This is a genomic window from Salinimicrobium sp. TIG7-5_MAKvit, assembly GCF_049569215.1.
Lineage (GTDB): Bacteria > Bacteroidota > Bacteroidia > Flavobacteriales > Flavobacteriaceae > Salinimicrobium > Salinimicrobium profundisediminis.
Map to the genome: position 1 here is coordinate 1,794,330 of NZ_CP145903.1, position 26,441 is coordinate 1,820,770.

Annotated in this window: 26 protein-coding genes; 5 read left to right on the forward strand and 21 right to left on the reverse strand. The window is 43.2% G+C overall.

Annotated features, from left to right (window positions below):
• Positions 1 to 6: 6 nt before the first annotated feature.
• Positions 7 to 987 (reverse strand): lipoate--protein ligase, encoded by a 981-nt coding sequence (locus V5739_RS08030; protein ID WP_345599723.1) that lies wholly within the window; start codon positions 985 to 987, stop codon positions 7 to 9.
• Positions 988 to 1,137: 150 nt separating this feature from the next.
• Between V5739_RS08030 and V5739_RS08035 the strand changes: the two genes are divergently transcribed.
• On the forward strand, positions 1,138 to 3,306 hold the full coding sequence (locus V5739_RS08035; RefSeq protein ID WP_423820351.1) for a DPP IV N-terminal domain-containing protein: 2,169 nt from the start codon (positions 1,138 to 1,140) through the stop codon (positions 3,304 to 3,306).
• Between the two features lie 78 nt (positions 3,307 to 3,384).
• Here the strand turns inward: V5739_RS08035 and V5739_RS08040 are convergent, their stop codons facing one another.
• From V5739_RS08040 to hemA, 20 genes are all read right to left on the reverse strand, one after another.
• A complete protein-coding gene (locus tag V5739_RS08040; protein ID WP_423820352.1) occupies positions 3,385 to 4,179 on the reverse strand; it encodes a TIGR04290 family methyltransferase in 795 nt (264 codons plus the stop codon).
• A gap of 3 nt (positions 4,180 to 4,182) precedes the next feature.
• The gene (locus V5739_RS08045; RefSeq protein WP_423820353.1) at positions 4,183 to 5,259 is read right to left on the reverse strand and encodes a CgeB family protein; all 1,077 of its coding nucleotides are present in this window, start codon (positions 5,257 to 5,259) and stop codon (positions 4,183 to 4,185) included.
• 12 nt (positions 5,260 to 5,271) lie between these two features.
• Positions 5,272 to 6,375 (reverse strand): CgeB family protein, encoded by a 1,104-nt coding sequence (locus V5739_RS08050; RefSeq protein ID WP_423820354.1) that lies wholly within the window; start codon positions 6,373 to 6,375, stop codon positions 5,272 to 5,274.
• Positions 6,372 to 7,508: a CgeB family protein gene (locus V5739_RS08055; RefSeq protein ID WP_423820355.1), complete on the reverse strand. Its 1,137-nt coding sequence runs from the start codon at positions 7,506 to 7,508 to the stop codon at positions 6,372 to 6,374. The genes V5739_RS08050 and V5739_RS08055 overlap by 4 nt, the downstream gene beginning before the upstream one ends.
• The gene (locus tag V5739_RS08060) at positions 7,505 to 8,611 is read right to left on the reverse strand and encodes a glycosyltransferase family 4 protein (RefSeq protein WP_423820356.1); all 1,107 of its coding nucleotides are present in this window, start codon (positions 8,609 to 8,611) and stop codon (positions 7,505 to 7,507) included. Before V5739_RS08060 ends, V5739_RS08055 begins: the two co-directional genes overlap by 4 nt.
• Positions 8,601 to 9,614: a Gfo/Idh/MocA family protein gene (locus tag V5739_RS08065; RefSeq protein WP_423820357.1), complete on the reverse strand. Its 1,014-nt coding sequence runs from the start codon at positions 9,612 to 9,614 to the stop codon at positions 8,601 to 8,603. The genes V5739_RS08060 and V5739_RS08065 overlap by 11 nt, the downstream gene beginning before the upstream one ends.
• A gap of 2 nt (positions 9,615 to 9,616) precedes the next feature.
• Complete coding sequence (locus V5739_RS08070; RefSeq protein ID WP_423820358.1) at positions 9,617 to 10,627, reverse strand: MDR/zinc-dependent alcohol dehydrogenase-like family protein; 1,011 nt, start codon at positions 10,625 to 10,627, stop codon at positions 9,617 to 9,619.
• Positions 10,624 to 12,654: a GDP-mannose 4,6-dehydratase gene (locus V5739_RS08075; RefSeq protein WP_423820359.1), complete on the reverse strand. Its 2,031-nt coding sequence runs from the start codon at positions 12,652 to 12,654 to the stop codon at positions 10,624 to 10,626. The genes V5739_RS08070 and V5739_RS08075 overlap by 4 nt, the downstream gene beginning before the upstream one ends.
• 10 nt (positions 12,655 to 12,664) lie before the next feature.
• Complete coding sequence (locus V5739_RS08080; protein WP_423820360.1) at positions 12,665 to 13,783, reverse strand: NAD-dependent epimerase/dehydratase family protein; 1,119 nt, start codon at positions 13,781 to 13,783, stop codon at positions 12,665 to 12,667.
• Positions 13,784 to 13,801: 18 nt separating this feature from the next.
• The gene (locus V5739_RS08085; RefSeq protein ID WP_423820361.1) at positions 13,802 to 14,509 is read right to left on the reverse strand and encodes an SDR family oxidoreductase; all 708 of its coding nucleotides are present in this window, start codon (positions 14,507 to 14,509) and stop codon (positions 13,802 to 13,804) included.
• 352 nt (positions 14,510 to 14,861) lie between these two features.
• Entirely contained in the window at positions 14,862 to 15,341 is a 480-nt protein-coding gene (locus V5739_RS08090) for a hypothetical protein (RefSeq protein WP_423820362.1), read from the reverse strand.
• A 441-nt stretch (positions 15,342 to 15,782) separates the two neighbouring features.
• The gene (hemB, locus tag V5739_RS08095; RefSeq protein WP_423820363.1) at positions 15,783 to 16,748 is read right to left on the reverse strand and encodes a porphobilinogen synthase; all 966 of its coding nucleotides are present in this window, start codon (positions 16,746 to 16,748) and stop codon (positions 15,783 to 15,785) included.
• A 37-nt stretch (positions 16,749 to 16,785) separates the two neighbouring features.
• Entirely contained in the window at positions 16,786 to 17,247 is a 462-nt protein-coding gene (gene tnpA / locus V5739_RS08100; protein ID WP_423820364.1) for an IS200/IS605 family transposase, read from the reverse strand.
• Between the two features lie 326 nt (positions 17,248 to 17,573).
• Complete coding sequence (gene hemF / locus V5739_RS08105; RefSeq protein ID WP_423820365.1) at positions 17,574 to 18,476, reverse strand: oxygen-dependent coproporphyrinogen oxidase; 903 nt, start codon at positions 18,474 to 18,476, stop codon at positions 17,574 to 17,576.
• An 8-nt stretch (positions 18,477 to 18,484) separates the two neighbouring features.
• Positions 18,485 to 18,973: a DUF6973 domain-containing protein gene (locus V5739_RS08110; RefSeq protein WP_423820366.1), complete on the reverse strand. Its 489-nt coding sequence runs from the start codon at positions 18,971 to 18,973 to the stop codon at positions 18,485 to 18,487.
• Between the two features lie 2 nt (positions 18,974 to 18,975).
• Positions 18,976 to 20,004 (reverse strand): uroporphyrinogen decarboxylase, encoded by a 1,029-nt coding sequence (hemE, locus tag V5739_RS08115; protein WP_423820367.1) that lies wholly within the window; start codon positions 20,002 to 20,004, stop codon positions 18,976 to 18,978.
• A gap of 8 nt (positions 20,005 to 20,012) precedes the next feature.
• A complete protein-coding gene (locus V5739_RS08120; RefSeq protein ID WP_423820368.1) occupies positions 20,013 to 20,564 on the reverse strand; it encodes a transposase in 552 nt (183 codons plus the stop codon).
• Positions 20,565 to 20,673: 109 nt separating this feature from the next.
• Complete coding sequence (locus V5739_RS08125) at positions 20,674 to 21,387, reverse strand: uroporphyrinogen-III synthase (RefSeq protein WP_423820369.1); 714 nt, start codon at positions 21,385 to 21,387, stop codon at positions 20,674 to 20,676.
• A 27-nt stretch (positions 21,388 to 21,414) separates the two neighbouring features.
• Positions 21,415 to 22,341, reverse strand: a complete 927-nt coding sequence (gene hemC / locus V5739_RS08130; RefSeq protein WP_423820370.1) for a hydroxymethylbilane synthase — start codon at positions 22,339 to 22,341, stop codon at positions 21,415 to 21,417.
• Positions 22,338 to 23,597: a glutamyl-tRNA reductase gene (gene hemA, locus V5739_RS08135; protein ID WP_423820456.1), complete on the reverse strand. Its 1,260-nt coding sequence runs from the start codon at positions 23,595 to 23,597 to the stop codon at positions 22,338 to 22,340. Before hemA ends, hemC begins: the two co-directional genes overlap by 4 nt.
• Before the next feature lie 209 nt (positions 23,598 to 23,806).
• Between hemA and V5739_RS08140 the strand changes: the two genes are divergently transcribed.
• The 4 genes from V5739_RS08140 to V5739_RS08155 all read left to right on the forward strand — a co-directional run bounded on the left by V5739_RS08140 (position 23,807) and on the right by V5739_RS08155 (position 26,440).
• Positions 23,807 to 24,697 carry an AraC family transcriptional regulator gene (locus V5739_RS08140; RefSeq protein WP_266070846.1) on the forward strand — a complete coding sequence of 297 codons (891 nt, stop codon included), beginning with the start codon at positions 23,807 to 23,809 and terminating at the stop codon, positions 24,695 to 24,697.
• Positions 24,698 to 24,791: 94 nt separating this feature from the next.
• Positions 24,792 to 25,823, forward strand: coding sequence for a ferrochelatase (hemH, locus tag V5739_RS08145; protein WP_423820371.1), 1,032 nt, complete (start codon positions 24,792 to 24,794; stop codon positions 25,821 to 25,823).
• Between the two features lie 55 nt (positions 25,824 to 25,878).
• Entirely contained in the window at positions 25,879 to 26,157 is a 279-nt protein-coding gene (locus V5739_RS08150) for a hypothetical protein (protein ID WP_423820372.1), read from the forward strand.
• The gene (locus V5739_RS08155; RefSeq protein ID WP_423820373.1) at positions 26,147 to 26,440 is read left to right on the forward strand and encodes a type II toxin-antitoxin system RelE/ParE family toxin; all 294 of its coding nucleotides are present in this window, start codon (positions 26,147 to 26,149) and stop codon (positions 26,438 to 26,440) included. Before V5739_RS08150 ends, V5739_RS08155 begins: the two co-directional genes overlap by 11 nt.
• The last annotated feature ends 1 nt before the right edge of the window (position 26,441 follow it).

Genomic DNA, 26,441 nt, shown 5'->3' on the forward strand with positions numbered 1-26,441 from the left:
TAATCTTTAAAACATGATTGCCACAAGGTCATCTTCGCTAATCTTGTTGAAATATTCTCCCAGGTCAAACTGAGATAATTTTTCCCGAATCATCTTTTCTTCGTGCCGGGTATTTTCCAGGGCTTCTTCTATGGGGCCTATATCACGAATGTGGAAAAAATCGCCGGTTATTTTAACTTTTTGAATGATGCCGTTGGTCACGTTCATGTTCATCTCTACCGTACCGCCGGGAGTGCGGGCGCCCTGCTTAAAATTATAGTCGGGCGAATAGCCAAAGTTCCATTCCCAGGTGCTGTATTTTTCATCCCTTATCTTCTGGATTGCAGCCAAATCTTCATCGGTGAATTCGTAAAGACGCGCATCTTCAAAATTGCGGATAATGTAATCCATAATCTTATTGGTAAACTCATCAAGACTAATCTTTTCGGGCAGGTGATCACTGATATTGGTCACGCGGTTGGGAACCGATTTTACGCCTCGGTCCTTGTATTTTAAAGGATTGATCTTAAGTGCCCCGCTCACATCTTTCATTTCTGAAGAAAAGAGCAGCGTGCCGTGATGCAGCACCTTGTTCTTGAACACGTGCTCAGCATTGCCCGAAAATTTCTTTCCCTCAATGGTAAGGTCATTACGGCCTTCAAATTTTGCGTTCACCCCCAGTTCCTTCAGCACCGCTATGATTGGCCGCGTGTAACGTTCAAAATCTATCATTTCATAATTCTCGCCCGTGCGGGTAAACGAGAAGTTGAGGTTGCCAAGGTCGTGGTACACTGCACCGCCGCCCGAAAGCCGCCTCACCACCTTTATCCCTCTTTCTTTTACATAGTCGTGGTTGATCTCTGCCTGGGTGTTCTGGTGTTTGCCTACAATGATCGCATTATCATTGCGCCACAGCATAAAACAGTCTTCTTTGATGTGTTTAAAAATATACTCATCTGTAGCTATATTGAAGTAAGGGTCTGTAGAATGGTGTTTTATACAAAGCATGTTGTGATAGTATTTCTTCAAAAATAAGAAAGCTGAGACGGAAACTTCCCAAAAGTGAATTAATTCTGCACTTTTTGACAGGTAAACGTGTGTATTTTTTACAAAAACTACTTTGTGTATCTTGTCCCTGATGTTTTCTAAAATAAAATCATGAATAAAATCCCATTTTTGAGCAGCCTGTTTTTGCTGACATTTTTAAGCACTTTTGCCCAACAGCCTGTCAAACAAGTTACGGTCGAAGATTACGCGCAGGCAACAAAATTCCTTCGTTTTAATACCAATGATCTGGTTTACCGGAGTAATGTAAGGCCAACCTGGCTTGATGATGGCCGCTTCTGGTATAGGATAAATACTTCGGAAGGGACCGAATATGTACTGGTAGATCCTTCTTCAGGACAAAAAAAGACAGCTTCTTCTTTGGCCGGATTGCTTCCGAAGAAAGTGGAAAAGAAAACAACGCCCGAAGTTTCACGAAATGAGATCCTCTCGCCCGATGCTAAGAAGGTAGTCTACATCAAAGACTGGAACCTGTGGCTGCGCAATCTCGAAACCGGGGAAGAAAAACAACTCACCAAAGACGGTATAGAAAACTTTGGTTACGCTACAGATAATGCCGGGTGGAGAAAGAGTGACAGGCCTATTGTGCTCTGGTCGCCCGATTCTAAAAAGCTTGCCACCTACAGGCAGGATCAAAGGCACATTAGCGATATGTACCTGGTGGAGACAAAGGTTGGTGCACCAAACCTGCAAAAGTGGAAATACCCGCTGCCCGAAGATGAAGAGGTGATCAAGATACATCGTGTGATCGTGGAGGTAGATGACCCCAAGGTGATTGAATTGCAAACAGAGCCCGATGCGCGCCGCGGAACCTTATGTGATGATATTTCCTGCAGCGGTGCCTTTGACGATAATTACTGGAATGATGATGCTACAAAACTTGCATTTGTTTCTACTTCCCGCGACCATAAAGAAGCCAAACTGCAATTAGCCGATGCTGCAACCGGCGAGGTAAAAGAAATTTTTACTGAAACGGTAGAAACTCAGTATGAATCGGGGCAGGGCAGCATCAACTGGAAGTATTTGCCAAAGAGCAACGAGATCATCTGGTATTCTGAAAGGGATAACTGGGGGCACCTGTATTTGTACGACCTCAATACCGGTAAACTGAAGCAACAAATTACCAAAGGAGATTTTGTGGTGACCCGGCTGCTTCATGTAGATGAGAAAAATCGTGTGCTTTACTTCGAGGCCAATGGTAAGGAAGCAGGGCGCGACCCATATTTTTCACATTTGTACCGGGTAGATTTCAGCGGAAAAAACCTGAAACTCCTAACCCCCGAAAATGCCAATCACAACATTTATTTTTCTCCAGATCACGATTTTGTTGATAGTTATTCCACGCCAACCACGCCACCTGTTGCGGTGCTTCGGAATAAAAAGGGAAAGAAAATTGCCATTTTAGAGGAGTCAGATATTTCCCGATTAAAGGAAATAGGTTGGAAAGCGCCCGAACCCGTTACGGTAAAGTCGGCAGATGGGCAGTGGGATCTTTACGGCCTCATGTTCACGCCTACTCATCTTGATGAAAACAAAAAGTATCCGGTGGTGAATTACGTTTACCCTGGGCCGCAGGGAGGTAGTGTGGGAAGCCGAAATTTCTCGGCTGCACGCAGCGATCATCAGGCGCTGGCCGAACTGGGGTTTGTGGTGATCCTCATTGACGGTTCGTGTAATCCGGGCCGTTCCAAAACTTTCCACGATGCCTGTTACGGAGATATTTCAGGAAACACCTTAGAAGATCAAAAAGCCGGAATAAGACAACTCGCTCAAAAATATCATTTTATAGATGCGGAGAATGTTGGGATCTGGGGACATTCGGGAGGTGGTTTTGCCGCCGCTGCAGCTATGTTTCGCCATCCCGAATTTTATTCGGTAGGGATTGCTGAGTCTGGTAACCACGATAACCGCAATTACGAAGATGACTGGGGAGAGAGGTATATTGGCTTAATGACCAAAGGCCCCGAAGGCAAAGATAATTATGATGCCCAGGCCAACCAGAACTACGCTGAAAACCTACAGGGAAAGCTTCTGCTGGCCCACGGCGGATTAGATGACAATGTGCCGCCTTACAATACTTACCTGGTTGTTGACGCGCTTATTGATGCAAATAAGGATTTTGATCTTATTGTTTTCCCCAATGCCCGTCACGGGTTTGGAGAAGATTCTTACTACATGATGCGCCGCCGCTGGGATTATTTTGTGGAGCACCTGCTGGGAGCAACTCCGCCCGAAAATTTTGTTATCGAACCTAAACGCTAAAACATAGAGACCTGTGAGGTTTTTTAAAACCTCACAGGTCTTCTTTTTGCTTCGGAGCCGCAATATATTGCGGCTTTACTACTTCTTGGTTTTTTTATCTACCTCTTCTTTCCAGTCTTTACCAACTGCCGAGAGATATTCAGAATAATTCCAGGTGTCAAGGCTGGAGTGCAGCGAGGCATCCTTTTTAGCCACGTAGGTTTCATCTTCGGGCATGGCGGTTACTTTGAGTCCGCAGCTTTGCAGCATTGAAATAATGCCCTGGTGATTTGGAGCCCACCAGTTGGTAGGATCTCCCGCAAGTTTATGCTCTATAAATGCCATTTTTGGCCAGGCATCTTCTTTCATGATCTCCCGTTTGTGAAATTCCACATCTTCGGGTACTTGCATTTCTTCCTGCCCGGGCAGGGAAAGGGTTTGGAAGACCATCATTTTTTTCACTTTTTGAGACAGGATATCCATAGCCAGCATAGGGTAGCGCAAATGGTAAAAAACACCCATAAACCAGATGAGGTCAAACTGTTCTTCGGTATGGGCCAGGTCATACACCTGCATTTGTTTAAACCTGATCTTATCGTCGAGACCAAATTTCTTTGCTGCCCATTTTGCCTGCTTCAGGTAATGTTCATCAAGATCTATGGCCAGTACATCAGCCCCGCGTTTTGCCAGTTCCAGCGAGTAGAACCCGGCATTGCAGCCAATGTCAAGTACTTTCCAGCCTTCAAGATCCTGCGGAATACTCTCTTTGATCTTTTCCCATTTAAAACCGGGAAAATCTCCCAGAAAATGATTGGGAGCCGTTTGAGTACCATCGGGTAAATGAATATTATGGAACCAGGGTTCCAGTTCTTTTACTTCAGTTTGCGTAGACATGTTTTAAACTTTTTCTGAAGGCTGGTGTACCTCCTTCACATAATTTATCAATTCTTTTGCTCTCGCCCGTGCAGTGTGAGATTTCAGGACTTTTTGCCTGGCGTTTTCGCCAATCTCCTTTCTCTGTGATTCCGAAGTATTTCTAAAATATTCCTCTACTTCGTCGCTGCTTCGGGCAATGAGGATCTCGGTGCCCTGTTCAAAAATGCTATGGATGCCATCCCAGTAATCTGAAATTATCGGCACGCCACATGCTGCAGCTTCAAACAGCCGCACGCTGGGGGAATAACCTGCTTTTATCATATCCTGCCGGGTGACATTCAGGGTAAATTCCTGCGAGTTGTAGAACTTACGGTGTTCAGCAGGAGGGAGGTGGTCAATGCGCTCTACATTCTTAGACCACTCATAATTTTCGGGATATTGCGGCCCTGCAACCACAAATTTTTCCGAAGGAAAGTTAGCGGCAGGTTTGTTGAGCAATTCTTCTACCGTAGGTTGCCGGTCATCGCTGTAAGTGCCAAGGTAACCCAGCTTCCAGGCTTTGGGTCGATCTTTGGGATAATAAAGATCGGGGTCTACCGAACAATATAACGCTCTAGCCATAGGAGAACCGTAGTGATCTTCGAGATGCTTCAAAATTGGACCTCCCGAAAATGACAAATAAAGATCATATTTTGGGATGATATTGGGGTCGAGATATTCGTAGTCTTTCCTTTCCAGTTTTGCCAGGGTTACGGGCGTATCAATATCGTAAAAGGCTGTAACGCCGTTGGCAGTTTCTATGGCCCAGTTGCCAACTTCTACCCCTTGCTGCACATAAGAACCTACTATGACCACATCGGCTTCGGCAACTTCTTTTTTATAGTCGGTTTTTAGCTCTTCATTGGTTTTATAGAGGCCTACCTTACAAAAATCGGGTGCAGGCATATCGCGGTGGGGCGAATACCAGGGCACATCTTTCTCGAGGAACAGTATGTCATGCCCCAGCGCCTTTAGCTCTTTGAGAAGCGCACGATAGGTGGTGGCGTGCCCGTTTCCCCATGATGAAGTGACCGAAAGTCCTATAATAACAAATTTCATTAGCTGGTGTTTTTATTCAACGGGTTTGGTATCGGCTTTTAATTTTTCAGAAATAACCGATTCCAGCAGTTCGGCCCTATGCTCGTAGGTGTGGGCAGAGAGTACCTTTTTATATGCTGCATCGCCTATTTGTTTGGCTTTTTCTGAAGTAAGGCCCGCAAGGATCATTTCTACCTCTTCCCCGCTGTTGGCCACCAGGATCTCTTTCCCGGGTTCAAAGAAGGTCTCAATCCCTTTCCAGTAATCTGTTATTAAACAGGCACCGGCACCGGCAGCTTCAAAGACGCGGGTGGCAGGAGAGAAGCCGTATTTCGCCATACTGTCACGGCTTATATTTAAAACTGCTTTTGGGGTGCAGTTAAAAGCGTTGTGATCTTTGGTATAAACATGCCCCAGATATTTTATGTTTTTGGGCATGGATTTATCGCCCCAGCCGCTGCCGCCAAGCAGGAATTTTTCTTCGGAAAGATTTTGCGCTGGTTTGATAAAGAATTCTTCTACCCGCTTTTCACGGTCGGGAAGACGGTTGCCCAAAAAGGCCAAAGTACCATCAAATTCTTTTTGTGGTTCCACAGGAAAATGGGTGTCGGTATCCAAAGCGTTGTAGATAGGAACACATCTCTTTGCGCCGTTCCGCTCGTAAGCGTCTATTACCGGCTGCCCGCCACCATAAGTGAGTACAAAGTCGTACCTGGGAACAAGGGCATTGAAAGGATCTGAAGGGTCAGATTCTATCCTGTCTAGCGTGGCAGGGGCGTCAACATCCCAAAAAATGATGAGGTTGTCATCTTTCTTCAGCTGTACTACAGCATCTTCAAGAAAATCATCAAATGCGCCAACGCCGCTGGCTTTTATGATGACGTCGGCTTCCGAAGCTTCCCTTAGCAGCGCCTGCAGGCTCACTTTATCTTCAGGATACACCACCACTTTACACCATTCGGGGTCTTCTATATCCCGGTGCTTCTGGCGTTCGTAAATATCGGGTTCGTAAAATGTCACTTCGTGCCCCATTTTATGTAGCGCCTTAACAATGCCCCGGTAGTAAGTTGCGGCACCGTTCCAGTAAGCCGATACGATACTGGAGCCAAAAAAGGCAATTTTCAGGTCTCTTTTCATGCTTCCATGTTTTTGTGGTGAATGGGAAAGATCTTGTCTTTGGGCATACCAATTTCCTGTAAGATACCTTCTAAAGTATTTACTCTATGGGCGCAGGTATGATTCTCGAGTATGGTTTTTCTTCCATTGTCGGAGAGGCTTTTCGCCAGGTGCGGACTCTTAAGTACCTCGGCAAGTTTGTAGCCCATATCATTTCCATCTTTTGCGATCAAATAATCTTCGCCGGGAGTGAAGAGATCTTCGGCATCATTCCAGGGAGAGCAAATAAGTGGAATTCCGCAGGATAACGCTTCAAACGGCCTGATTGTAGGTATTCCCGGCAACATTTCAACATAAGGTCGTCGCGGCACATGTACCGTAACCTTATATTTGGCAAAAACCTCGGGCACCTTGTAGTTTGGCAGGTAACCCCCATATTCAATCCCGGCATCGGCCAGGGCTTTTTGAGCTTTTTCGGGGTAGCGCACGCCGTAGACCTTTGCTTTCAGCTTTAACTCTTTAATGGGTTTTATGAGGAATTCCATGAGTTCTTCGGTACGTTCACCGTCGCCCCAGTTGCCAATCCACACCAGGTCGCCTTCTTTTTCTTCATCGCGGTTGGGGCTAAAGAAATCGGCGTCGGCTGCTTCATGCCAGGTCCACACCTTGTCTACCCATTTCCTTTCTTCGTAGATCTTCTTAATCACATCTCCAAATACGAGAGCCCCGTCAAAGTGTGAAAAATCGAATTTCTTCATTTTCTCTTCAGCCGAAACTGCCCGGTGATGGGTATCGTGAAATAACAATTTAAAATTGAATTTTTCTTTTTGCCGGCCTATTTCAGCAATAAGGCTGGGCTCATTCCACTCGTGAACGATCACGAGGTCGGCATTGCTCAATATGTTTTGATAGTTCAGTTTTTTCTCGGGATTGTAGAACTGCGGGTTGAGCGACGGATAATACTGCCTGAACTCATCAAGCTGCTCGGCCCCATGATCCTTCAGTAGGTTTTGAAGGCTCCAGCCACCTTCGGGTTCATAGACATCAACGTCGTGCCCTCGTTTTTGTAGTTCCTTGACAATTCCGCGTAAAAAATGCGCATTCCCGTGATTCCAGTCGGAGTAGAGGGAATGGTAAAACATCACTATTTTCATAGACTCATTAATTTGTATTCTTTTTCAAGTATTTCGCGATACAGGTGGTTATAGGCGGCACCCATTTTTTCTGCGGAATACTGTTTTGCCCGTTCTCTTGCTTTTGCTGAAAGTTGCTCTAAAAATTCAGGACTTTCAAGTAGCCGAACAATGGTTTTTTCGGCTTCTTCTTCGTTTTCGGGGTCAAAGAACAAGGCACTTCCATCCCATAACTCCTGAAGTGTATCGAGGTTGCTCAACACCAGTGCACATCCATTGCCCGCAGCCTCAAGAATAGCAAGGCCAAAGGGTTCATAGCGGGTAGGGCTCACAAAGATGCTGGCACGCTGCATCCAGTGCTGCACTTCTTCGGGGGTTAATTTTCCGAGGAATTTGACATTTTCGAGCTTGCATTTTTTTCCTGTATCCGGGTGGATTGCTGCACCGGCAACATATACCGGCCATGGCAATCTTTCGGCAATGTTCGAAAGCAAAGGCAGATTTTTAGCTTCATCCCACATCCTGCCCATGCACAAAATGAATTTTTCTTTTGGCGCTTTTACTTCCGAAGGAACAACTCTTCCGTTACTTATAACTTTAGATTTTGAACTGAACTGATGGATCTCCTTTGCCTTTTCAAGAATGGCTTTTGTAGGAGCAACTACCATGTTCGAATCTTCAAGTGATTCTTTTACGGTTTGCGTGTAATGGTCCCATTCATGAGGCGCTTTAATGCCCTTTACTGCCTGCCACCAGGTTTGCACACAGGAGTGGAAAACCGTTACTACCGGCGCAGTCCATTCTTTTTCTACCTGGGCGTAGTTGTTGAGGTGAACAATATCGGGTTGTATGGTTTGATAAATACAATTGATCCATTTTCGCGACCGCTCAACGTCTTCCCAGGGATCTTCCATCCATTCGAGCTTAAAGTCGCTCTTGTAAAAAGTGACGTTGGAGATCTCCCCGGCCTCCACCTGTTGTGCCGGTGATGGCCAGGCGCCCATGGCCACCAGGTGTACCTGCACATCATACTGCGCAAGGGCCCGGCATAGCTCCAGGGAATACACCCATACGCCGCCTACCGTATCGGTAGTCATTAGAATCTTCATTTGCTTATCTTCCATAAATTCGGTCTATTACCTGGGCTGTTTTTATAAATTGAGTGGCAGTTTTCTCGTCAAAAGTGTCATTTTCGAAAAGGTTTTCTACCCATACTACTCCGGCGCGGCCACTCCACTCATCGGGTGGTGTTACAAGAGTTTCGGTTTGGGTACCGTGATATTTTTCGGCTTTAAAATCATAGAAAGAGCCGTTGATATTTTTGAAGGAAGCACCTCCTTTTGTACCGTAAAATGTGGCTTCTATGATCGCATCCTTTCCGGCAGAAACATGCCAGGAACACTCGAGATTTATAGCCTGATCTTTTTCTGAAGTCATTGCCACACTTGCAAAATCTTCTACATGTTCTTCAAAAGAAGTGAGTTTTTGTCCTTTGTGGTACAAGCGGCTCTGCACGTCTTTGATCTCAGGGAAATCAAGGCTCCACAGGGCAAGATCTATCAGGTGGATACCAAGATCCATCACGCAACCTCCGCCTGATCTTTTAATGTCGTAGAACCATTCCTTATCTGGCCCGTAGGCATTGTGAAAGGTGAGGTCTACGGCAAAGATGTCTCCTATTTCCCCTTTTTGGATGGTATCGTAAACCGCTTTAAAAGCTTTGGTGTAACGGTAGGAAAGATCTACAGAAAGCAGCTTATTTGCCTCGCGAGAGGCTGCGACCACCTGTTCTACTTCTTCGGCGGTACGGCCAAGCGGCTTCTGGCAAAAAACAGCTTTTCCGGCTTTCAATGCTTCCATGCTTTGTTGAGCATGCATAGCACTTGGGGTGGCAATAACAATTCCGTCGAGATCTTTTTCAGCAAAAAGTGCTTCAGAAGAAGTCTTTAAAATGGCATTTTTGGCACTCTTTTTTGCAGCATCGCAATTTTCAGAATCTGGTTCGGTGATCGCAGCTGCTTTTGCGCCGGTGTTATTGAGAATAGCTTCCATCCGGTTGCGGCCTATCCAGCCTACGCCAAGGAAACCTAGTGATAATTCTTTTTTGGTGGGTTGAGTTGCGATCATGCTTAGTTGACAATTAAAGCTTTAATAAATCCGTCTGGCCTCTGGGTTAAATGTTCATAGGCTATTTCCATTTCTTCAAGAGAGAATTTGTGGGTAAACAGCGGGAAAGGATCCATTTTCCCGTCTTCCACGGCTTTTATGGCATTTTTGATCCCTTTTATGTATTGCTGCGGATCTCTCTCGTGGGCACTTATCATATCTATGCCGCGCCAGTTGAGCATTTGCACGTTTACGCTGCGCATCCCGTCCTGATGAAAGCCAGCAACAATGAGTTTACCCCTTTCGCCGGTAAGTTCTATGGAGAGGTTAAGCGGCCATTCCTTTCCTGTACATTCTATCACCCGCTCACAAAAGTTTTCTTCGGTTAATTCCTTTACTTTTTCAATGATCTTGTAGTGATCATCCATCTCGATCAAATGATCGGCTCCTGCTTTTTTGGCGGCTTCCAGGGAGAATTCCCTTCTGGAAACGGCAATAACTTCGGCACCGGCCGATTTGGCCAGTTGAATGAGCAGCAGTCCTAAAAATCCGCTCCCAACTATAGCCACTTTTTGCCCTTTTTGGATATCGCTGCGTTCAAAGATGTTCATGGCGCAGCCAAGGGGTTCACCGGGGAAAGGTTTTCCCTCTAAAGAAGCAGGGAGTTTTACTGTGCTTTCTTTTTTTGCTATATCGTGCGTGGCATAGGCATTATAGGTGAGGGCAGTTACCCTGTCGCCTTTTTTAAATTTTGTCACTCCTTCTCCCACGGCCTCTATCACCCCCCAGCCTTCGTGTCCCGGTTCTCCTGGAGTAACGGGATAATTGAACCAGTCGCGGCCTTCCCAAACCGGAATGTTTGAAGCGCATACGCCGCTGCCTTCCAGCTTTATTCGTACTTCTCCCTGGCCGGGTTCAGCTACTTTTATTTGTTCAACATCAACTTTTTGAGGGGCTTGTAAAACTGCGGCTTTTGCAGTTGCAGTGTTTTCTTCTACAGGTGCTTTTTCCTGTACGGCCTGCGGTGAACTCATATAGCGATTTCTTTTGTGGAATTTAAATTTTGAGGTAATTTGATATTGCGGTTTTCACAAAGCCATTTCAGAAGGTGTTCAACTCCTTTATCTACAGAATATTTGGGCTGCCAGCCGGTGGCTTCTTTGAATTTACTGGTGTTGGAAACATAGTAGAACTGGTCTCCCGTACGCCAGTCTTCAAAGCTCACGTTCATTTCTTTTCCGGCTTTTTCCCTTATGGTGTTAAGGATCTCCAGGAGACTCACTGTATTTTGAGGTCCGCCGCCGATATTAAATACCTGCCCCGCCAGTTTATCAATGTTCTTGTGGGCCAGCATAAAGGCATCAATCAGGTCTTCTACAAAGAGAATGTCCCGCACTTGTTTGCCGTTTCCGTAGATCGTAATTGGCTTATCTTCAAGTGCACTTATTAAGAAATGCGCTACCCAGCCCTGGTCTTCGGTACCAAACTGGTGTGGGCCGTAGATGCAACTCATTCTGAATACAGCCGTTTTTAGGCCGTAGGTTCTCGAATAATCAAGAATATACTGATCTGCAGCTCCTTTTGAGCAGCCATAAGGGCTATGGAAGTCGAGCGGGATCTTTTCGTTGATCCCATATTCTTTAATTTTTGAATCGGCAGGATAGAACCTGGTTTCATTTTCAACCATTTTTACATCCTGAAGATTTCCATAAACCTTGTTGGTAGAAGTAAAGATCAATGACGGCTGATGTTCACTCTTTCTTATGGCTTCCAGAAGATGGAAGGTGCCGTTGAGGTTTACGTTAAAATCGTGAATAGGATTGGTGACCGATGATGTCACAGCAACCTGTGCGCAGAGATGGAAAACTTCGGAAGCATGGTTCACGCATTCCTGTAGTATTCGCGTTTCATTGATGTCTGAGATTTGAATAATGAGCTTATCTCCATATTCCTTCTGAAGCCATTGAAGATTCTCTTCAACCCCATCGCGGAATAGGCTGTCATAGATCATCACCTTTTTTCCTTCAGAAAGGAATCTTGAAGCGAGATTGGTGCCAATAAAACCGGCACCTCCGGTGATTAAGGTATATTTCTCATCGGTTTTTACCCTGTACTGTTTCTGAATATAATCCTGATGTTTTACCTGTTCAAGACCATTTTTCTCAAGGAGTTTGTACAGCAGCTTTTTGGTGCCGTCAGTCTTTTTTAATCCGAAGTGGTATTCCCTCTCATCAAGGTGGAAACCACCAACGGTGGAATTTACGGGGTCGAGATCTTTTAAAGAATACCAGTAGATCCTGTCGGCATCGGCATTGAGAACATTTTTAAATTCCTGGTATTGCTTTACTTCATCATTTTGCCAGGTGGAGAAACCGGCTTCAGAGATCCAGATCTCTTTACTGTACCCAAATTTCTCCATCACTTCTTTTATGCACTTGATATTGACATCCCAGCCTTTCCACTGTTGGTCAAAAACATGAGGGAAACCATGAATTCCCACGGCATCTATATGATCAAGCACTTTCTGCTCAATCATCATCTGCATCCAGTTTGGGTCAATGGGACTCATCCCTCCAAGCAGGGTCTTTTTTCCCCTTTTTTGAGCCCAATGTGCCGCCATACCTATCATGGTAGAGAACTTGTTCCAGGAATAATCAAGGGTAAAATCGTATTCCACCTTGTTATTTGGCTCGTTCCACAGTTCAACCCATTCAAAATATTCCCCGTACCGTGTGATCATGGTGTCAATAAAATCGGCGTAGGATTTGAGGTCTTTAGGTGGCGCCGAAGTCTTCGGCATCTCACCAATTGATGGCGGCGTATAAAGGAAGCAAGGCAGTATCTCAACATGGGGAGCAAGTTCGGCAAATAGCCAGTCGTACCATTCCTCTGTACCTTCTACATACCAGTCGGCCCACGAAATTCCTGTGCGTAAATGCTTAATTCCAAGTTTTATAAAATCCTCTATCGCGGCTTTCACTTCCTCGTGTTCACCCGGTCTAAACCATTCCAGAATGCCGAGTGAAGGAGTATTATTATTTAAATTCTTCTTTACTTTCATCGCTATTCTTTTACACGGTTAAACCTCTGGAAGACAATTCGCTGCTTGCTTTGCTCACATTATCTGTGGCTATTTGGGTTTTGAGCCATTCGGCAAGTTCAAATAATCCGTCTTCAAATTTCACTTCGGGAGTAAAACCCAGTTTCTCTCTTGTTTTGGTATTGTCTGCAAAGCAGTGTCTTATATCGCCAACCCGGTATTTTCCGGTCACTTCAGCTTTAATATTTTCTTTGCCCATTACACCTGCAAGTTTATCTGCAATCTCAAGGATGCTGTACTGGTTACCGCTCCCTATGTTAAATACCTCTCCATCGGCTTCTGGTTTTTCCATAGCCAGGCGAATGGCACGGGCTACATCTTTTACATGAATGAAATCACGCTTCTGTTTACCATCTTCAAAGATCATTGGCGGATTGTCATTAAGCAGGCGGGAAGCAAATATCGCCAGCACTCCGGTGTAGGGATTGGAGAGTGCCTGGCGGGTGCCATAAACGTTAAAGAATCTTAAAGCCGTAGTTGGAAAATTGTAGGCTTTTCCTGTTATGAGGCTCAGTCGTTCCTGGTCATATTTTGAAAGGGCATAGACCGAAGAAAGATTGGGAGTTTTAGACTCGGGAGTCGGTACAGGTTTGAGTTCTTTCCCATTGCTGTCATACATTTCCCACTGTCCTTTTTTAAGGTCGGCAAGTTTGCGTTCACAGTCCATCCTTTTCTCCCCGGCCTCATCGAGGTAAAGGCCTTCCCCATAAATGCTCATGCTTGATGCAGTAACTAATTTTTCCACCGGGTTGTCCATCAAAGCCTCCATAAGTACTGCCGTGCCCACGTTATTAACATCGGTGTAGTCCTTGATTTGGTACATGCTTTGTCCTACCCCTACCATCGCTGCAAGGTGTACTACGGCATCTATGCCTTCAAGAGCCTTTTTAACAGCCGCTTTATCGCGCACATCTCCTATTTGCAGTTCTACATTTGGGTTGAGGTAATTGGGGCGGGTAGCATTTTCTCCATGCACCTGTTCCGACAGGTTGTCCAGTGCCCTGACTGTATATCCCTCATTCAAGAGCTCATCTGCAAGATGAGACCCTATAAATCCTGCTCCTCCGGTGATTAATACTTTCTTCTGCATTTGGTTAATTTTGGTTGGTTAGAAGTTTTGTAATAATGGTCTGGTTATGATTTTATTTATGCTGGTACCTTTTTTCTTGTTTAGTGCATACCACACGTCTTCTGCTATTTCTTCAGGAGCGATTGCGCCCATGCCCATTTCTTCTACGGAAGCATTTCCGGAGATTTCATGGTCAAAAAAGGAGGTATTTACAATGCCAGGGCTTACCACGGTAACGTTGATGTGCGGAAGGGACTCCAGCCTTAAGGTTTCAGCAATTACCTCAAGCGCAGATTTTGAAGCTGCGTAAATGCCCCCATAAGCGTGAGGCTGGCCGGCCGAAACTGAAGAAATGAACACCACATTTCCCTTTTTTTGAGACATCATGTGCGGAGTAAAAGCCCTGATGCACCTTAGAGGGCCCAGTAGGTTTGTCTCCAGTACTGCCTTCCATTTTTCGGGGTCTCCTTCAAAAAGTTTTTCTTTGATACCCTGCCCTGCGTTTATGATGAGATAATCGGGATGACCTACATTCTTTGTGGTCCAAGAATATAGTTCATCAATATCTTCAGCCTTTCTTACATCACAATGGCGAAACTGAATATTTTCCTCCTTAAAATGCCCTTTTTGAAGGTCGGCTACAACCACTCTTACCCCTTCTTTACTCAGCTTTTGGGCTATTGCTTTGCCCATGCCACTACTTCCGCCCGTAACAAGTGCTATTTTGGAAGTAGTTTTTTGGTTCATTTAGTTGAGTTTATTTCAGTTTATATAAGAAAACCTTTTAGTTATTTTTTCCGGCAGAAGTACAGAAGGGGGAGATATGTTCTGCGGAAAAAAAAGGGCTGAGTTTCCTCACCGCCCGATATTTTCAAAGGTACATGAGGAGCCTGTGAAATTTTACTAAAACAAACCTAAAACATTCTTAAACCCCTATATTTCACTGGACTTTCAAGCCAGGATCAGCAGCCGTGGGAAGGGGTAAATACGTCAGATATTTCTTAATAATGGCAGCAGCAGTCACGGTTGAAGAAGCTGTAAAAAAAAAGAACAGGAGCTCTTTCGGCTCCTGTTCTTTTCATTCAAATTCGAATATTTTTTATGACTTACAATACTTCTGAAGAGTTTTTTGCCATTTTATAGCCCTGTCCAGCCGATTATTTTTCTCGGTAACAGGATCTTCTTCCTCGGCATAAAAAATAAGCCTTTTGTCTTCGTTGCTTTTGCTTTTCAGCACGAGAGAGATTTCTCTTATCTCATCGAGAGCCTGAGTGTTTTTCTCATCTTCATCAATCTTGACGATCTCAATCTTCATCAGGTCTTTAAGATCGATTTCCTGTAGATCGGCCTTTTCAGCAGACCTCAAAAGGAGGAACTTTCCGGCAGTTTTATCAAGACCTATAGACAAACCATGAGTATTCTCAATTTCATCAAGATTATAGCCTTTTTTGCTTGCCAAAAATGCCATTTTTTTGGCTCGTTTTTTCTCTTTGTGTGACTGGTTGTAAACGAGGTAACCAACGGGAGCTATGAATAAGATTAGTAGTCCCAAACCCATTAGGGTGGATGCTGTATCCATTTTTATATAATTTATTGTGAACGATTTATTTTGTTATCCTGATATTTTGCAAAAAAGGATGGCGTTCACAAGAAAAAATGTTTGGGGAAAAGCTGAATTTTTAAATCCTTTCGTAAATCTCTATTAAAGCTGAAATAGGATGCCCCGGATGGATTTTCGCAAAGGCTAAAAGAATTAAATGCTAAAGAAGAAATGACGGGCCAGGGGTTCTGCTGAAGCTCGGGAAGCTCCTGGAATAAATTCTCCCTGTAGGCCACTGAAAGTGGATTGGCAGCAGCTAATTTTTCGGAAGAAGACGATTGCTCTTCACGTACTTCAGAAAAATTAAAAGCATATCCTGATCCCCCTCCAATGCTGAAAAATGCAAGGAAAAGGACCAGTAATTTTATCCCTATTTTAGGCTGCTGCTGCACAAGCCAAAGTTACTCAAAAAGTAGACCGTTATAATAGTTTGACAGCATCTTTAGCAAAATAACTTGCAATCATTTGTGCACCGGCTCTTTTAATTGCGGTGAGCTGTTCAAGCATAACGGCATCATGATCAAGCCAGCCTTTTTCGGCCGCTGCTTTGAGCATAGAATATTCGCCGCTTACCTGGTAAACCGCGACGGGTACATTTACAGCATTTTTGATCTCCCGCACAATATCTAAATAGCAAAGGCCGGGTTTGACCATAACCATGTCGGCACCTTCTTCAATATCCTGCAACGTTTCCTTAATGGCTTCTTCGCGGTTTGCAGGATCCATCTGGTAAGTCTTCTTGTCTCCAAATCCGGGTGCCGAATCCAGGGCATCGCGAAACGGACCATAAAAAGCTGAAGCATACTTGGCACTGTAGCTTAATATGCCGGCGTTGAAATGGTTTTCCTGCTCCAAAAGTTCTCTGATGGCTTTTATGCGGCCGTCCATCATATCACTTGGCGCAACAAAATCGGCACCTGCCTGCACATGTGAAAGTGACATTTTTGCGAGGACTTCTTTTGTTGGGTCGTTCAGGATTTGCCCGTTTTCTACAATCCCGTCATGGCCGTAAGAAGAATATGGGTCTAGAGCCACATCGGTCATCACCAGCATTTGGGGTACGGCATTTTTGACAGTTTTCACTGCCCTTTGCATTAGGCCATCTGCATTAAGAGCTTCGGTTCCGTGGTTGTCTTTCAGGTTATCAGGCACTTTTACGAAAAGCAGTACCGATTTTAAACCCATGTTCCAGAGTTCTTTTACTTCTTTTTCCAGAAGGTCAAGGCTGTACCTAAAGTAATTAGGCATTGATGCAATTTCTTCCTTTATATTTTTTCCCTCCACAACAAAAAGAGGAACTATAAAATCATTTGGAGTAAGTGAAGTTTCCCTCACAAGTCCTCTTATTACTTCATTCGTTCTAAGTCTGCGGTTTCTTATTAACATGATATAAGATTCGGTTATTACTGTTTAATTTGTATTATTATTCCGGTGCTTTAAAAAGGTATTGCGGCTTATATTCTACATTGTATTTCTTCAGGAAATTCTCATACTCGTCCTGGAAGGTACTTTTTTTATGATGTTCCTTCTGATTTTCAATATAAGTAATTGCCGATGTCAATTGGGAATGGCCAAGACTGAAAGCACCAAAGCCCTGTTGCCATTCAAATTTGCCGTTTATCCAGCCTTTTTCATTAATGAAACGGGATGAATTTGATTTAATATCCCGAATAAGACTCGATAGAGACAAGTCGGGTTTGATTCCAATTAAAAGGTGAAGATGGTCTGGCATTCCATTAATTCGTAGCAACTTTTGACCTTTATTTTTGACTATACCCGTAATATAGGAGTAGAGTTCGTCATCCCAATTTTTGGAAATCAGGCTATGTCGACCTTTAACAGCGAAAATAACATAAATGTATATTTTGGAATAAGTATCGGCCATTGTTATGCCGCTCCTCTGGAGCTTTTTTGATTTTAATGAATTTAATCTATAAATATTTCGCTCCTCTGGAGCTCAGATTCTCCCATTCGAATTTAAAATATCTAAATTTTAAAACTGCTTTAGATTAAATAATTTTTCTAACGAACATAAACACCATTAACATTCCGGAGCAATTTTCTGCGGTGAAAATCTGTTTTTACTGCTTCTTGAGAGTAATTTTGATCATTCCATAGATTTAAACCTACTCAAGAATTTAAGCCTCGGAGAGGCGATATATTTTTAGTAATAAAAGCATCTCGTATTATGAGCTCCAGAGGAGCGACATATCAGGTCCAAGCTCTTGGGTGACGAAGCACCTCTACAAGTTTTTCTTCTTCGCTTCCGGGTTCGGGATGATGGTCATACACCCACTGTACATGCGGAGGAAGGCTTATCAATATACTTTCTATTCGTCCGTTGGTTTTTAATCCGAAGAGCGTGCCTTTATCATGCACCAGGTTAAATTCCACGTAACGGCCCCGTCTTATTTCCTGCCAATTGCGCTGATTGGGGGTGAAAGAGAGGCTTTTCCTTTTTTCAACAATGGGAAGATAAGCCTCCAGGAAACTGTCTCCAACATCGGTTACAAAATTATACCATTCTTCGCTACTCTTTTCTTCAGAAGGCCTTAAATAATCAAAGAATAATCCGCCAATTCCCCTGGCTTCGTCCCGGTGGGAGTTCCAGAAATAGTTGTCGCACTTTTCCTTGAATTCAGAATAAAAAGTGGCATCATGCCGGTCGCAGGCAGTTTTACACACCTTGTGAAAATGTTGGGCATCCTCTTCAAAAAGGTAATAAGGTGTAAGATCCTGTCCGCCGCCAAACCAACTATCAACCGTATTTCCATCTTTGTCATACATTTCAAAATATCGCCAGTTTGCATGTACGGTTGGAACCATTGGGTTTTTGGGATGTAGCACGAGGCTTATTCCGCAGGCAAAGAAGTTGACATCGCCCACGCCAAAATGTTTTTGCATGGCAGGGGCGAGTGGTCCAAAAACTTTGGAGATGTTCACTCCGCCTTTTTCAAATACATTTCCATCTTCAATGACCCGGGTGCGGCCACCACCGCCTTCCTCCCGGTGCCAAAGATCTTCTTTGAAAACTGCTTTTCCGTCAATGGCTTCAAGATTGGCCGTGATACGATCTTGCAGGTCCTGTATATATGCGTAAAATTTCTCCTTCATCTTTAGGGTTAAACTTCTTCTATGAATACCAGTTTATAATTCTCTTCTTCAACTTCTCTAAGGCTTGTAACCTTTACTGCTTCGGTCATCATTTTTTGTAACACAGGTACAATTTTTTCCTTTTCTTCAGAATTACTTCTGAATAACTGCCTGCCAATCTTGTTGTTGTGAAGGTCCATTGCTTTGGCAAGACCTTCATTTGGTGAAAGCCGTTCATGAAGATCGGTAATTATTTTACTCCAGTGGGTAGCCTCCTCCAATGATCCGGCTGCGTTAACACAGTACGTGCATATAAGGTAGTTCCAGAGTGCATGGCGAAAGGCATTGGTCCTGTTGTTTTCATGATGTAGCTTTCCATACAACTGGTTACAGATCTTTATCGTTTTATTAGTAGCCCTGTAAGTGGGAATAAGGTAAACAGGGTGTTTTAAAAAGACCTTTACAAGAATAACCAGTTCGCTAAACCTAAGGCTTGTTATTCTTTTACCTACTACCACTTTTACGAAACTTTATACTCCTTCACGGCTTCTACAAAAGCGATGGCATTTTCAACAGGAATATCGGGTAAAATCCCGTGGCCAAGATTCACAACATACCTGTCTTTTCCAAATTGGTTGATCATGTCGTGTACCATCTGTTTTATTTGAGCAGGTGGCGAATAAAGCCTACTCGGGTCAAAATTTCCCTGCAGGGTGATTTCGCCTCCCGTTAGTTTTCTTGCCATTTCCGGGGAACAGGTCCAGTCTACGCCAAGTGCAGAAGCGCCCGACTTTGCCATACTATCAAGGGCAAACCAGCAGCCTTTTCCAAAGGCGATTACCGGGATCTCCGTTTTTAGCGCATCGATGATCTGCTGAATATATTTCCATGAGAATTCCTGATAATCTTTGGGAGAAAGCATGCCGCCCCACGAATCAAATACCTGCACTGCATCAACACCAGCCTCTACTTTTGTTTTCAGATAAGCTATAGTTGTATCAGTGATTTTTTGAAGCAGGGTATGGGCAGCCTGCGGATTGGTAAAACAGAATTTCTTTGCAATGTCGAAGTTTTTGGAACCCTGTCCCTGTACCGCATAACAAAAAATTGTCCAGGGAGAACCTGCAAAACCAATTAACGGCACCTCGTTATTGAGCTCCTTCTTGGTCATTTTGATGGCCTTCATAACATAACCCAAAGTTTCATGAACATCGGGTACAATCACTTTTTCAACATCAGCCGTTGTCCTTACTGGGTTGGGAAGCCATGGCCCCAGCCCCGGTTTCATTTGTACCTCAATGTTCATCGCCTGTGGCACCACCAAAATGTCACTGAACAAAATAGCGGCATCGGTACCTACCTGGTGAATGGGCATTACAGTAATTTCTGTAGCCAGTTCGGGGGTGCGGCAGCGGGTAAAGAAATCGTACTTATCCTTGAGCTTCATAAAATCGGGCAAATATCTTCCTGCCTGGCGCATCATCCACACCGGCGGTCGCTCTACAGTTTCACCTTTTAAAGCTCGAAGAAAAAGATCGTTTTTTATCATAATTTTTATTATTCGAATGTTAGTTGTGCAGACAAATAAAGTCTGCGTATATCGTGAACTTCCTGAAAATTTTGTTTTCCTCCAAACAGATCCATAATTTCTTCCTCTTTCACAATTTTAGAAGATTCGGCTAAGGTTTCTTTATATGAAGAAAAAGCATAGGTTTTAAAATCTTTATTAAAATGGATAAGAGGATTTAAGTTTACGTAGATTATTAGTTGCCTTAAGTAATCTTCACTATCTACTTTAATTCGTTTAAAATGTTTTTCAAACAGGCTACCAGTTCTATTCTCTGCTTTGTTATAAGATTTGACATAAGAATTAAAGAAATTAGAAAAGCTTTGAATAACATCTTTAGGTTCTTTTTCAATTCTCACAATTAGGTGAAAGTGGTTTTGAAGCAGGCAATATGCAAAGGTTGAAACCTTTTCCGCTAAATATTTGTTGTACTGTTTGAGAAAATATCTTTTGTTTTCTTCATTAGAAAAAATGTTCGCCTTATTGATACCTCTATTATAGAGGTGATAAAACGAATCTTTTTCTAACGTTTCAAGTTTCATTTTTTCTACTTCACCAGACCTGCAAGGTTTTTTTTACCTTGTAGGTCTCATATTTATACGGTTCAAATACCTACAAGGTTTTGAAAACCTTGCAGGTATGCCACCAGTGTTATTTAAAAGTCTTCACCACCTGTACAATGACATTTTCGATAGTCGGTGTGCTGGCGATGACCACATTTTCTGTAAAATTCTTTGCTTCGGAAGCTGTTGTTGTTCCAATACAAAAAGCTATGCTGTGTTTTAAATTATTACTTGCACAGTAACTTCGCACTGCGCTGGGGCTAAAAAACAGCACTCCCTCAAAGATACGATCTATTTTTTTTGGCAGCGAAAGGGTGTCGTATACTTCTATTTCGGTGAGTGTTACCCCCGCCGATCTTAATCGCTCCGGAAGCTCGGCGTGCCTCTTTTTTCCGCAGAAGAACAGGAAATTTTCTTTGCTGTGGCTCTCAATAATTTCTGAAGCCAAAAGGGCCCCATAATTTGCCATTTTTGACACCCTGAAGCCATGCTGTATTAGAAAGGCTTCAGTTTTTTCACCTACACAAAAGATATTTTTCTGCTGAATTTCCTTCATCCGAGAATGCTGAAGTATTGTTCTTACCGAATTCTTGCTCGTAAAAATGACATTTTCGGGAAGGGTTTTTATTTCAAAGTCTAAAGGTTCTATTGAAATGAAATCAGTTTCTACGAGGCCTATTCCTTTATTCAAAAGTAGTTCTCTCTGGCCCGAAGTCAGTTTTTTTGTAGAAAGTACGCTAATGTCCGCTCTCTCTTTAGAAAGTGTTTTCTTACTCCCGTGAATTTCTTCTTTACTAAACAAAAGACTTTATGATTGGTGGCCAAAAAGTTAACCCTTGGTGTTGTTTACCTCTTCCTTGATCTTGCGCATAAGCACGTCACCGCCGGCGCTTAATACTTCTTCGGCACATTTACGACCGAAACCTTCGTGCTGAGAAACCGGAATTTCTTTTTCTACCCCAATTCTCTCCTGCCCGTCAAGGCTGAAAAGTGCAGCTTTAAAATGCACCGTCCCGTCTTGAACGGTAGCAAGTGCACCAATCGGGGCAGTACAACCACCTTCCAGTACTCGTAAGAATTCTCTTTCAATATGCACGCAAACTGCTGTAGATTCATGATTTAGAGCAGCAAGAGCTTTTCTGCAAAACTCATCATCTTCCTTTGCTACCACCAGCATGGCTCCCTGTGCGGGGGCGGGGATCATCCATTTGAGATCTAAGTAAGCTTCGGGGGTTAAATTTATACGCTCAAGGCCTGCCGCTGCAAACACAGCGCCATTCCAGGTACTGTCTTCCAGTTTTTGGAGCCGGGTATTGACGTTGCCACGCAAATCTACGATCTCGTGGTTAGGATATTTGTGTAACCATTGTGCCTGTCGGCGCAGGCTTCCGGTAGCAATAATACCGTCGTCGTCATTGAGAAAATCGGTTCCTTTATGAACCAAAATGTCGTGTGTATTTGCCCTTTTTAAGACCGCAGCCTCTACAATGCCCTGCGGTAGTGCGGTAGGAACATCTTTCATGGAATGCACAGCGATGTCTATTTGATCTGTGATCATGGCGATATCAAGGGTTTTAGTAAAGATACCGGTAATGCCAAATTCGTACAGGGGCTTATCCAGCACCAGGTCTCCCTGAGATTTTACCGGAACCAGTTTGGTTTCGTGACCCAGCTTTTCGAGCGCATTCTTAACAGCATTTGCCTGCCACAGCGCCAGTTCGCTGTCACGCGTACCTATACGAATCACCCTGCTCATCTCTTGGCGGTTTCTTCAAGTTGAAAAACCTTTTGGATCAACTCCAGGCTTTCATCGGTACTATTCGAATCGCCTTTTAAGTGATTGGCAAACTGGTTCATGATCTTCTGAATGATACGATCTCCAAGTACTTCGGCCTGCCGTTCATTAAAGTTTTCAATCTTTTTGCGTTGAAAATCTACTTCGGCATCTTTCATCGTCCGCAGTTTCTTTTTCAAAGCTTTTATGGTAGGGGCAAATTTTCGGGTTTCCAGCCATGAATTGAAGTCGGCTTCCATTTCAGTAATAATCTCATGAGCCTGGGGAATGGCGGCCTTTCTTCTTTCCAGGGTTTCATCGGTCATCTGTGAAAGGTGATCGAGGTGGATAAGCGAGACACCCGGAAGTTCTTCTACATCAGTAGAAACATTTTTGGGGATAGAAAGGTCTAAAATCAACAGGTCTTTCTTGTTAAAGATAAGATCTTTGGTAATGGTAGGATTTTGTGCTCCTGTAGCCACTATCAATACATCTGCCTGCCTAATTTCGGCTTGTAGATCGGCGTAATCTTTAACGGTAAGATCAAATTTTCCGGCTACTTTTTCTGCCTTGTTTTTGGTCCTGTTTATAAGGGTGATTTGGTGGTTCTTCGTGTGTTTTACAAGATTTTCGCAAGTATTGCGGCCAATTTTTCCTGTACCAAACAGTAGAATATTAAGCTCTGAAGGATTTTCGAAATTCTTCAGAATATATTGTACTGAAGCAAAACTTACTGAAGTAGCTCCCGAAGATATTCCTGTTTCATTCTTAATGCGTTTACTTGCCTGGATCACGGCATTTACCAGCCGCTCTAAAAATGGATTTGAGACTCCGATATCCTTTGAATCTATAAATGCCGATTTTATCTGGCTAATTATTTCAAAGTCTCCCAATATTTGGCTGTCCAGCCCGGTACCCACTCTAAACATGTGAGCAATGGCATCTTTGTTCTTGTAAACATAAGCCACCTTCTCAAATTCTTCAACGGTACCATGTGTATGCTCACATAACAATTTTATCAATTGAAACGGGTGCTGTGCAAAACCGTAAATTTCGGTCCGGTTACAGGTGGAGGTAACAATGAGTCCGTCGATACCTTCAGCTTTTGCCTGCTCAAGCAAATTCTTCTTTCCGGTTTCGTCCAGGCTAAAGTGGCCTCTTACTTCGGCATCGGCTTTCTTGTAACTAAGACCAATGGTATAAAAATGTTTTCCTCTAGAAATATTGTAATCTTCCATGTACCTGAATAGCATTCTAACGGGCAAATTTAAGCTAAGCTTAAAGTAAAAAACAACGCTCAAAGTACATTTTTTGTCGCTGCACGTGATTTTGTTCCTAAAAGTGATTAAAATCATTTATTTGGGCTATTTTTACCTATGAAATATGGAAACTTAGCTTTTAGTTTAGAACGTTTCTAAATAGAAGCTGCTAAAAAACCAATTTTGTCATGCAGGAAAATGTCGCTCAAAGTACCTTTGAAAAAACCCGTCTTGAAGAAGGTTTTTACTTGCTCAGGTTTCAAAACCCGTCAAAGGAGCGGGTAAAGATTCAGCGGAATATCAACAGTAATTTTATACAGTTTCACTTTTCAGGAAAAGGAGAAGGAAGGTTCTTTTTCAACAATGGGAACTACAAGATTCCGCTGCTTGAAGAGAATGCGTTGCTGCTGTACAACCCAAAAAGAGACCTACCAATAGACCTGGAATTACAGGCCGGGAGCTGGGTGATCTCTATTGTTATTTCCCTTAAGAAATTTCATGCCCTCTTTTCTGAAGATGCCGGTTACGTGAGTTTTCTCAGCCTTGAGAATCGCGATAAGCAATATTATAAAGACAGTCCGCTCACGCCGGGTATGGTGATTGTCTTAAACCAAATTGCCAATTACAATGTGGTGCCCAGTATCAAAAACCTCTATTTTAAGGCAAAAGCTTATGAATTGCTGAGCCTCTATTTCAACAGGTCTGAAGAACCTAATGTAGAGCAATGTCCTTTTTTAAGTGACGAAGAAAATGTGCTTAAAATTAGAAAGGCAAAAGAAATTATAATTGCCAACATGGCCGAGCCGCCTTCATTACAGGAGCTTTCACGGGAAATTGGCTTAAGCCTGAAAAAATTAAAAGAAGGCTTTAAACAAATCTACGGTGATTCGGTTTTCAGTTTCCTCTTTGATTACAAAATGGAATCGGCCAGAAAACTGCTTGATTCGGGCGAATTTAATGTGAATGAGGTAGGTTTAAAAGTAGGATACAGCACATCAAGCCATTTTATCGCAGCTTTTAAAAAGAAATTTGGCACTACCCCAAAAAAATATCTCATGTCGCTTTCTTCGGAAGCTTAAACTATAAGTTTCTTCAATAGAACTATTTTTTTAGAGCTTTTCTGAAGCTTTTTAGCCGAATTTAATAATCGTATTTTTGCTTCAAATTTAACAGATGAGTAAAGGTGTATTATTGGTGAACCTGGGTTCGCCCGACAGTACAGATCCGGAAGATGTAAAGAAATATCTGGATGAATTCCTTATGGATGAAAGGGTAATTGATGTTCCTTATTGGGCACGCACCCTCTTGGTACGCGGAATTATCCTGAATACCAGGCCCAAGAAATCGGCCGAAGCTTATAAGAGAATATGGTGGGAGGAAGGTTCTCCTCTTATTGTGCTTTCTGAAAGACTTCAGGAGAAAGTAGATGCGCTTACCTCTGTGCCAATTGCACTGGCCATGCGTTATGGGAAGCCTTCTATAAAAGCGGGTCTCGAAGAGCTGCATGAAAAAGGGGTGGATGAGGTATTGATCTTTGCATTGTATCCGCAGTTTGCCATGGCTACTACCGAAACCATCCTGGTGCTGGCAGAGGAGCTTCGGAAAAAGCATTTTCCGCAGATGCAGTTTACTTCAGTTCCTGCTTTTTACAATCACGATGATTACATTCGTGTGCTAAGCACAAGTATTTCAGAATCTTTAAAAGGGGTAGATTTTGATCATCTTTTGTTTTCTTACCACGGGGTTCCAAAAAGGCATATTAGAAAGAGCGATATCACTAACTCGCATTGCAAGATAGATGGCAGTTGTTGCCAGACGCCTTCGGCAGCACATCAATTCTGCTACCGTCACCAGTGTTATGAGACTACAAAGCTGGTAGCCGAACACCTGGGGCTCGAAAAGGGCAAATATTCAGTGTCATTTCAGTCCAGGCTTGGGTTTGATCCCTGGTTGCAGCCGTATACCGACCGTACTATTGAGAAAAAAGGGCTTGAGGGTGTGAAAAACCTTGCTATTGTATGTCCTGCCTTTGTTTCCGATTGTTTGGAGACGCTGGAGGAGATCGCTATGGAAGGAAAAGAGATCTTTGAGGAAGCCGGGGGCGAGAAATTCACCACCGTACCCTGTTTAAACGATCGCGAGGATTGGGTGAAAGTTTTGGCCCGCTGGATTGATGAGTGGGCACACCAGAATGTGACCGTATAATGCCATTTTTGACACCTTAGCTTTAGAACGGGCTTTTCATTATCTTTGATAAACTATGGAAAAGGATAAGCTAAAATTAGAACTTCTGGAAAAGATAATCGCCTGTGAGAATGAGGTTATTTTAAAAAAGGTAGAAGAATTACTCTTTGGAGTTTCTGAAGCCGGTGAAGAGTATGGGATGGATGCATATACAGAACTTTCTCAAGAATTAAGTATTTCTGCCGAACAGGAGGAGGAGTTGATGAGGAGGTACGAAGATCATCTTCAAAGCAGAGGTAAATCATATACGTGGGAAGAAGTCAAAAAGAATCTTAACGATTCTTATGAATTATAAAGTGAAATTCCGGGAGGAGGCTCAGCGAGATTTGTTCAAAGCATATTCATGGTATGAAGATCAAAAGAAAGGTTTAGGAGATGAATTTACTTCTGAAGTTGAAAACACTACCGAATATTTGAAGACAAATCCTGAAGCTTATCAACTAAAAAGGAAGGGATTTAGAGAAATTGGCTTAAAAAAATTTCCATATGTGATGATTTACAGGTTGACAGGCACTTTGGTGCTTATCTTTGCCATCTTCCACACACACCTAAACCCCAATAAAAAACCTTCAGCATAAA

Bases quoted from the DNA above. Each gene is read 5' to 3' on its own strand.
- V5739_RS08075 (WP_423820359.1), bottom strand. From the start codon at position 12,654: ATGAAAGTAAAGAAGAATTTAAATAATAATACTCCTTCACTCGGCATT.
- V5739_RS08060 (WP_423820356.1), bottom strand. From the start codon at position 8,611: ATGGAAGATAAGCAAATGAAGATTCTAATGACTACCGATACGGTAGGC.
- V5739_RS08090 (WP_423820362.1), bottom strand. From the start codon at position 15,341: ATGGATACAGCATCCACCCTAATGGGTTTGGGACTACTAATCTTATTC.
- hemH (WP_423820371.1), top strand. From the start codon at position 24,792: ATGAGTAAAGGTGTATTATTGGTGAACCTGGGTTCGCCCGACAGTACA.
- hemC (WP_423820370.1), bottom strand. From the start codon at position 22,341: ATGAGCAGGGTGATTCGTATAGGTACGCGTGACAGCGAACTGGCGCTG.
- V5739_RS08050 (WP_423820354.1), bottom strand. From the start codon at position 6,375: ATGAAAAGAGACCTGAAAATTGCCTTTTTTGGCTCCAGTATCGTATCG.
- V5739_RS08065 (WP_423820357.1), bottom strand. From the start codon at position 9,614: ATGATCGCAACTCAACCCACCAAAAAAGAATTATCACTAGGTTTCCTT.
- V5739_RS08140 (WP_266070846.1), top strand. From the start codon at position 23,807: ATGCAGGAAAATGTCGCTCAAAGTACCTTTGAAAAAACCCGTCTTGAA.
- V5739_RS08070 (WP_423820358.1), bottom strand. From the start codon at position 10,627: ATGAGTTCACCGCAGGCCGTACAGGAAAAAGCACCTGTAGAAGAAAAC.
- V5739_RS08085 (WP_423820361.1), bottom strand. From the start codon at position 14,509: ATGAACCAAAAAACTACTTCCAAAATAGCACTTGTTACGGGCGGAAGT.
- V5739_RS08080 (WP_423820360.1), bottom strand. From the start codon at position 13,783: ATGCAGAAGAAAGTATTAATCACCGGAGGAGCAGGATTTATAGGGTCT.
- hemA (WP_423820456.1), bottom strand. From the start codon at position 23,597: ATGGAAGATTACAATATTTCTAGAGGAAAACATTTTTATACCATTGGT.
- V5739_RS08045 (WP_423820353.1), bottom strand. From the start codon at position 5,259: ATGAAATTTGTTATTATAGGACTTTCGGTCACTTCATCATGGGGAAAC.
- V5739_RS08040 (WP_423820352.1), bottom strand. From the start codon at position 4,179: ATGTCTACGCAAACTGAAGTAAAAGAACTGGAACCCTGGTTCCATAAT.
- V5739_RS08120 (WP_423820368.1), bottom strand. From the start codon at position 20,564: ATGAAACTTGAAACGTTAGAAAAAGATTCGTTTTATCACCTCTATAAT.
- hemB (WP_423820363.1), bottom strand. From the start codon at position 16,748: ATGTTAATAAGAAACCGCAGACTTAGAACGAATGAAGTAATAAGAGGA.
- hemF (WP_423820365.1), bottom strand. From the start codon at position 18,476: ATGAAGGAGAAATTTTACGCATATATACAGGACCTGCAAGATCGTATC.
- hemE (WP_423820367.1), bottom strand. From the start codon at position 20,004: ATGATAAAAAACGATCTTTTTCTTCGAGCTTTAAAAGGTGAAACTGTA.
- V5739_RS08155 (WP_423820373.1), top strand. From the start codon at position 26,147: ATGAATTATAAAGTGAAATTCCGGGAGGAGGCTCAGCGAGATTTGTTC.
- tnpA (WP_423820364.1), bottom strand. From the start codon at position 17,247: ATGGCCGATACTTATTCCAAAATATACATTTATGTTATTTTCGCTGTT.
- V5739_RS08035 (WP_423820351.1), top strand. From the start codon at position 1,138: ATGAATAAAATCCCATTTTTGAGCAGCCTGTTTTTGCTGACATTTTTA.
- V5739_RS08030 (WP_345599723.1), bottom strand. From the start codon at position 987: ATGCTTTGTATAAAACACCATTCTACAGACCCTTACTTCAATATAGCT.
- V5739_RS08150 (WP_423820372.1), top strand. From the start codon at position 25,879: ATGGAAAAGGATAAGCTAAAATTAGAACTTCTGGAAAAGATAATCGCC.
- V5739_RS08055 (WP_423820355.1), bottom strand. From the start codon at position 7,508: ATGAAAATAGTGATGTTTTACCATTCCCTCTACTCCGACTGGAATCAC.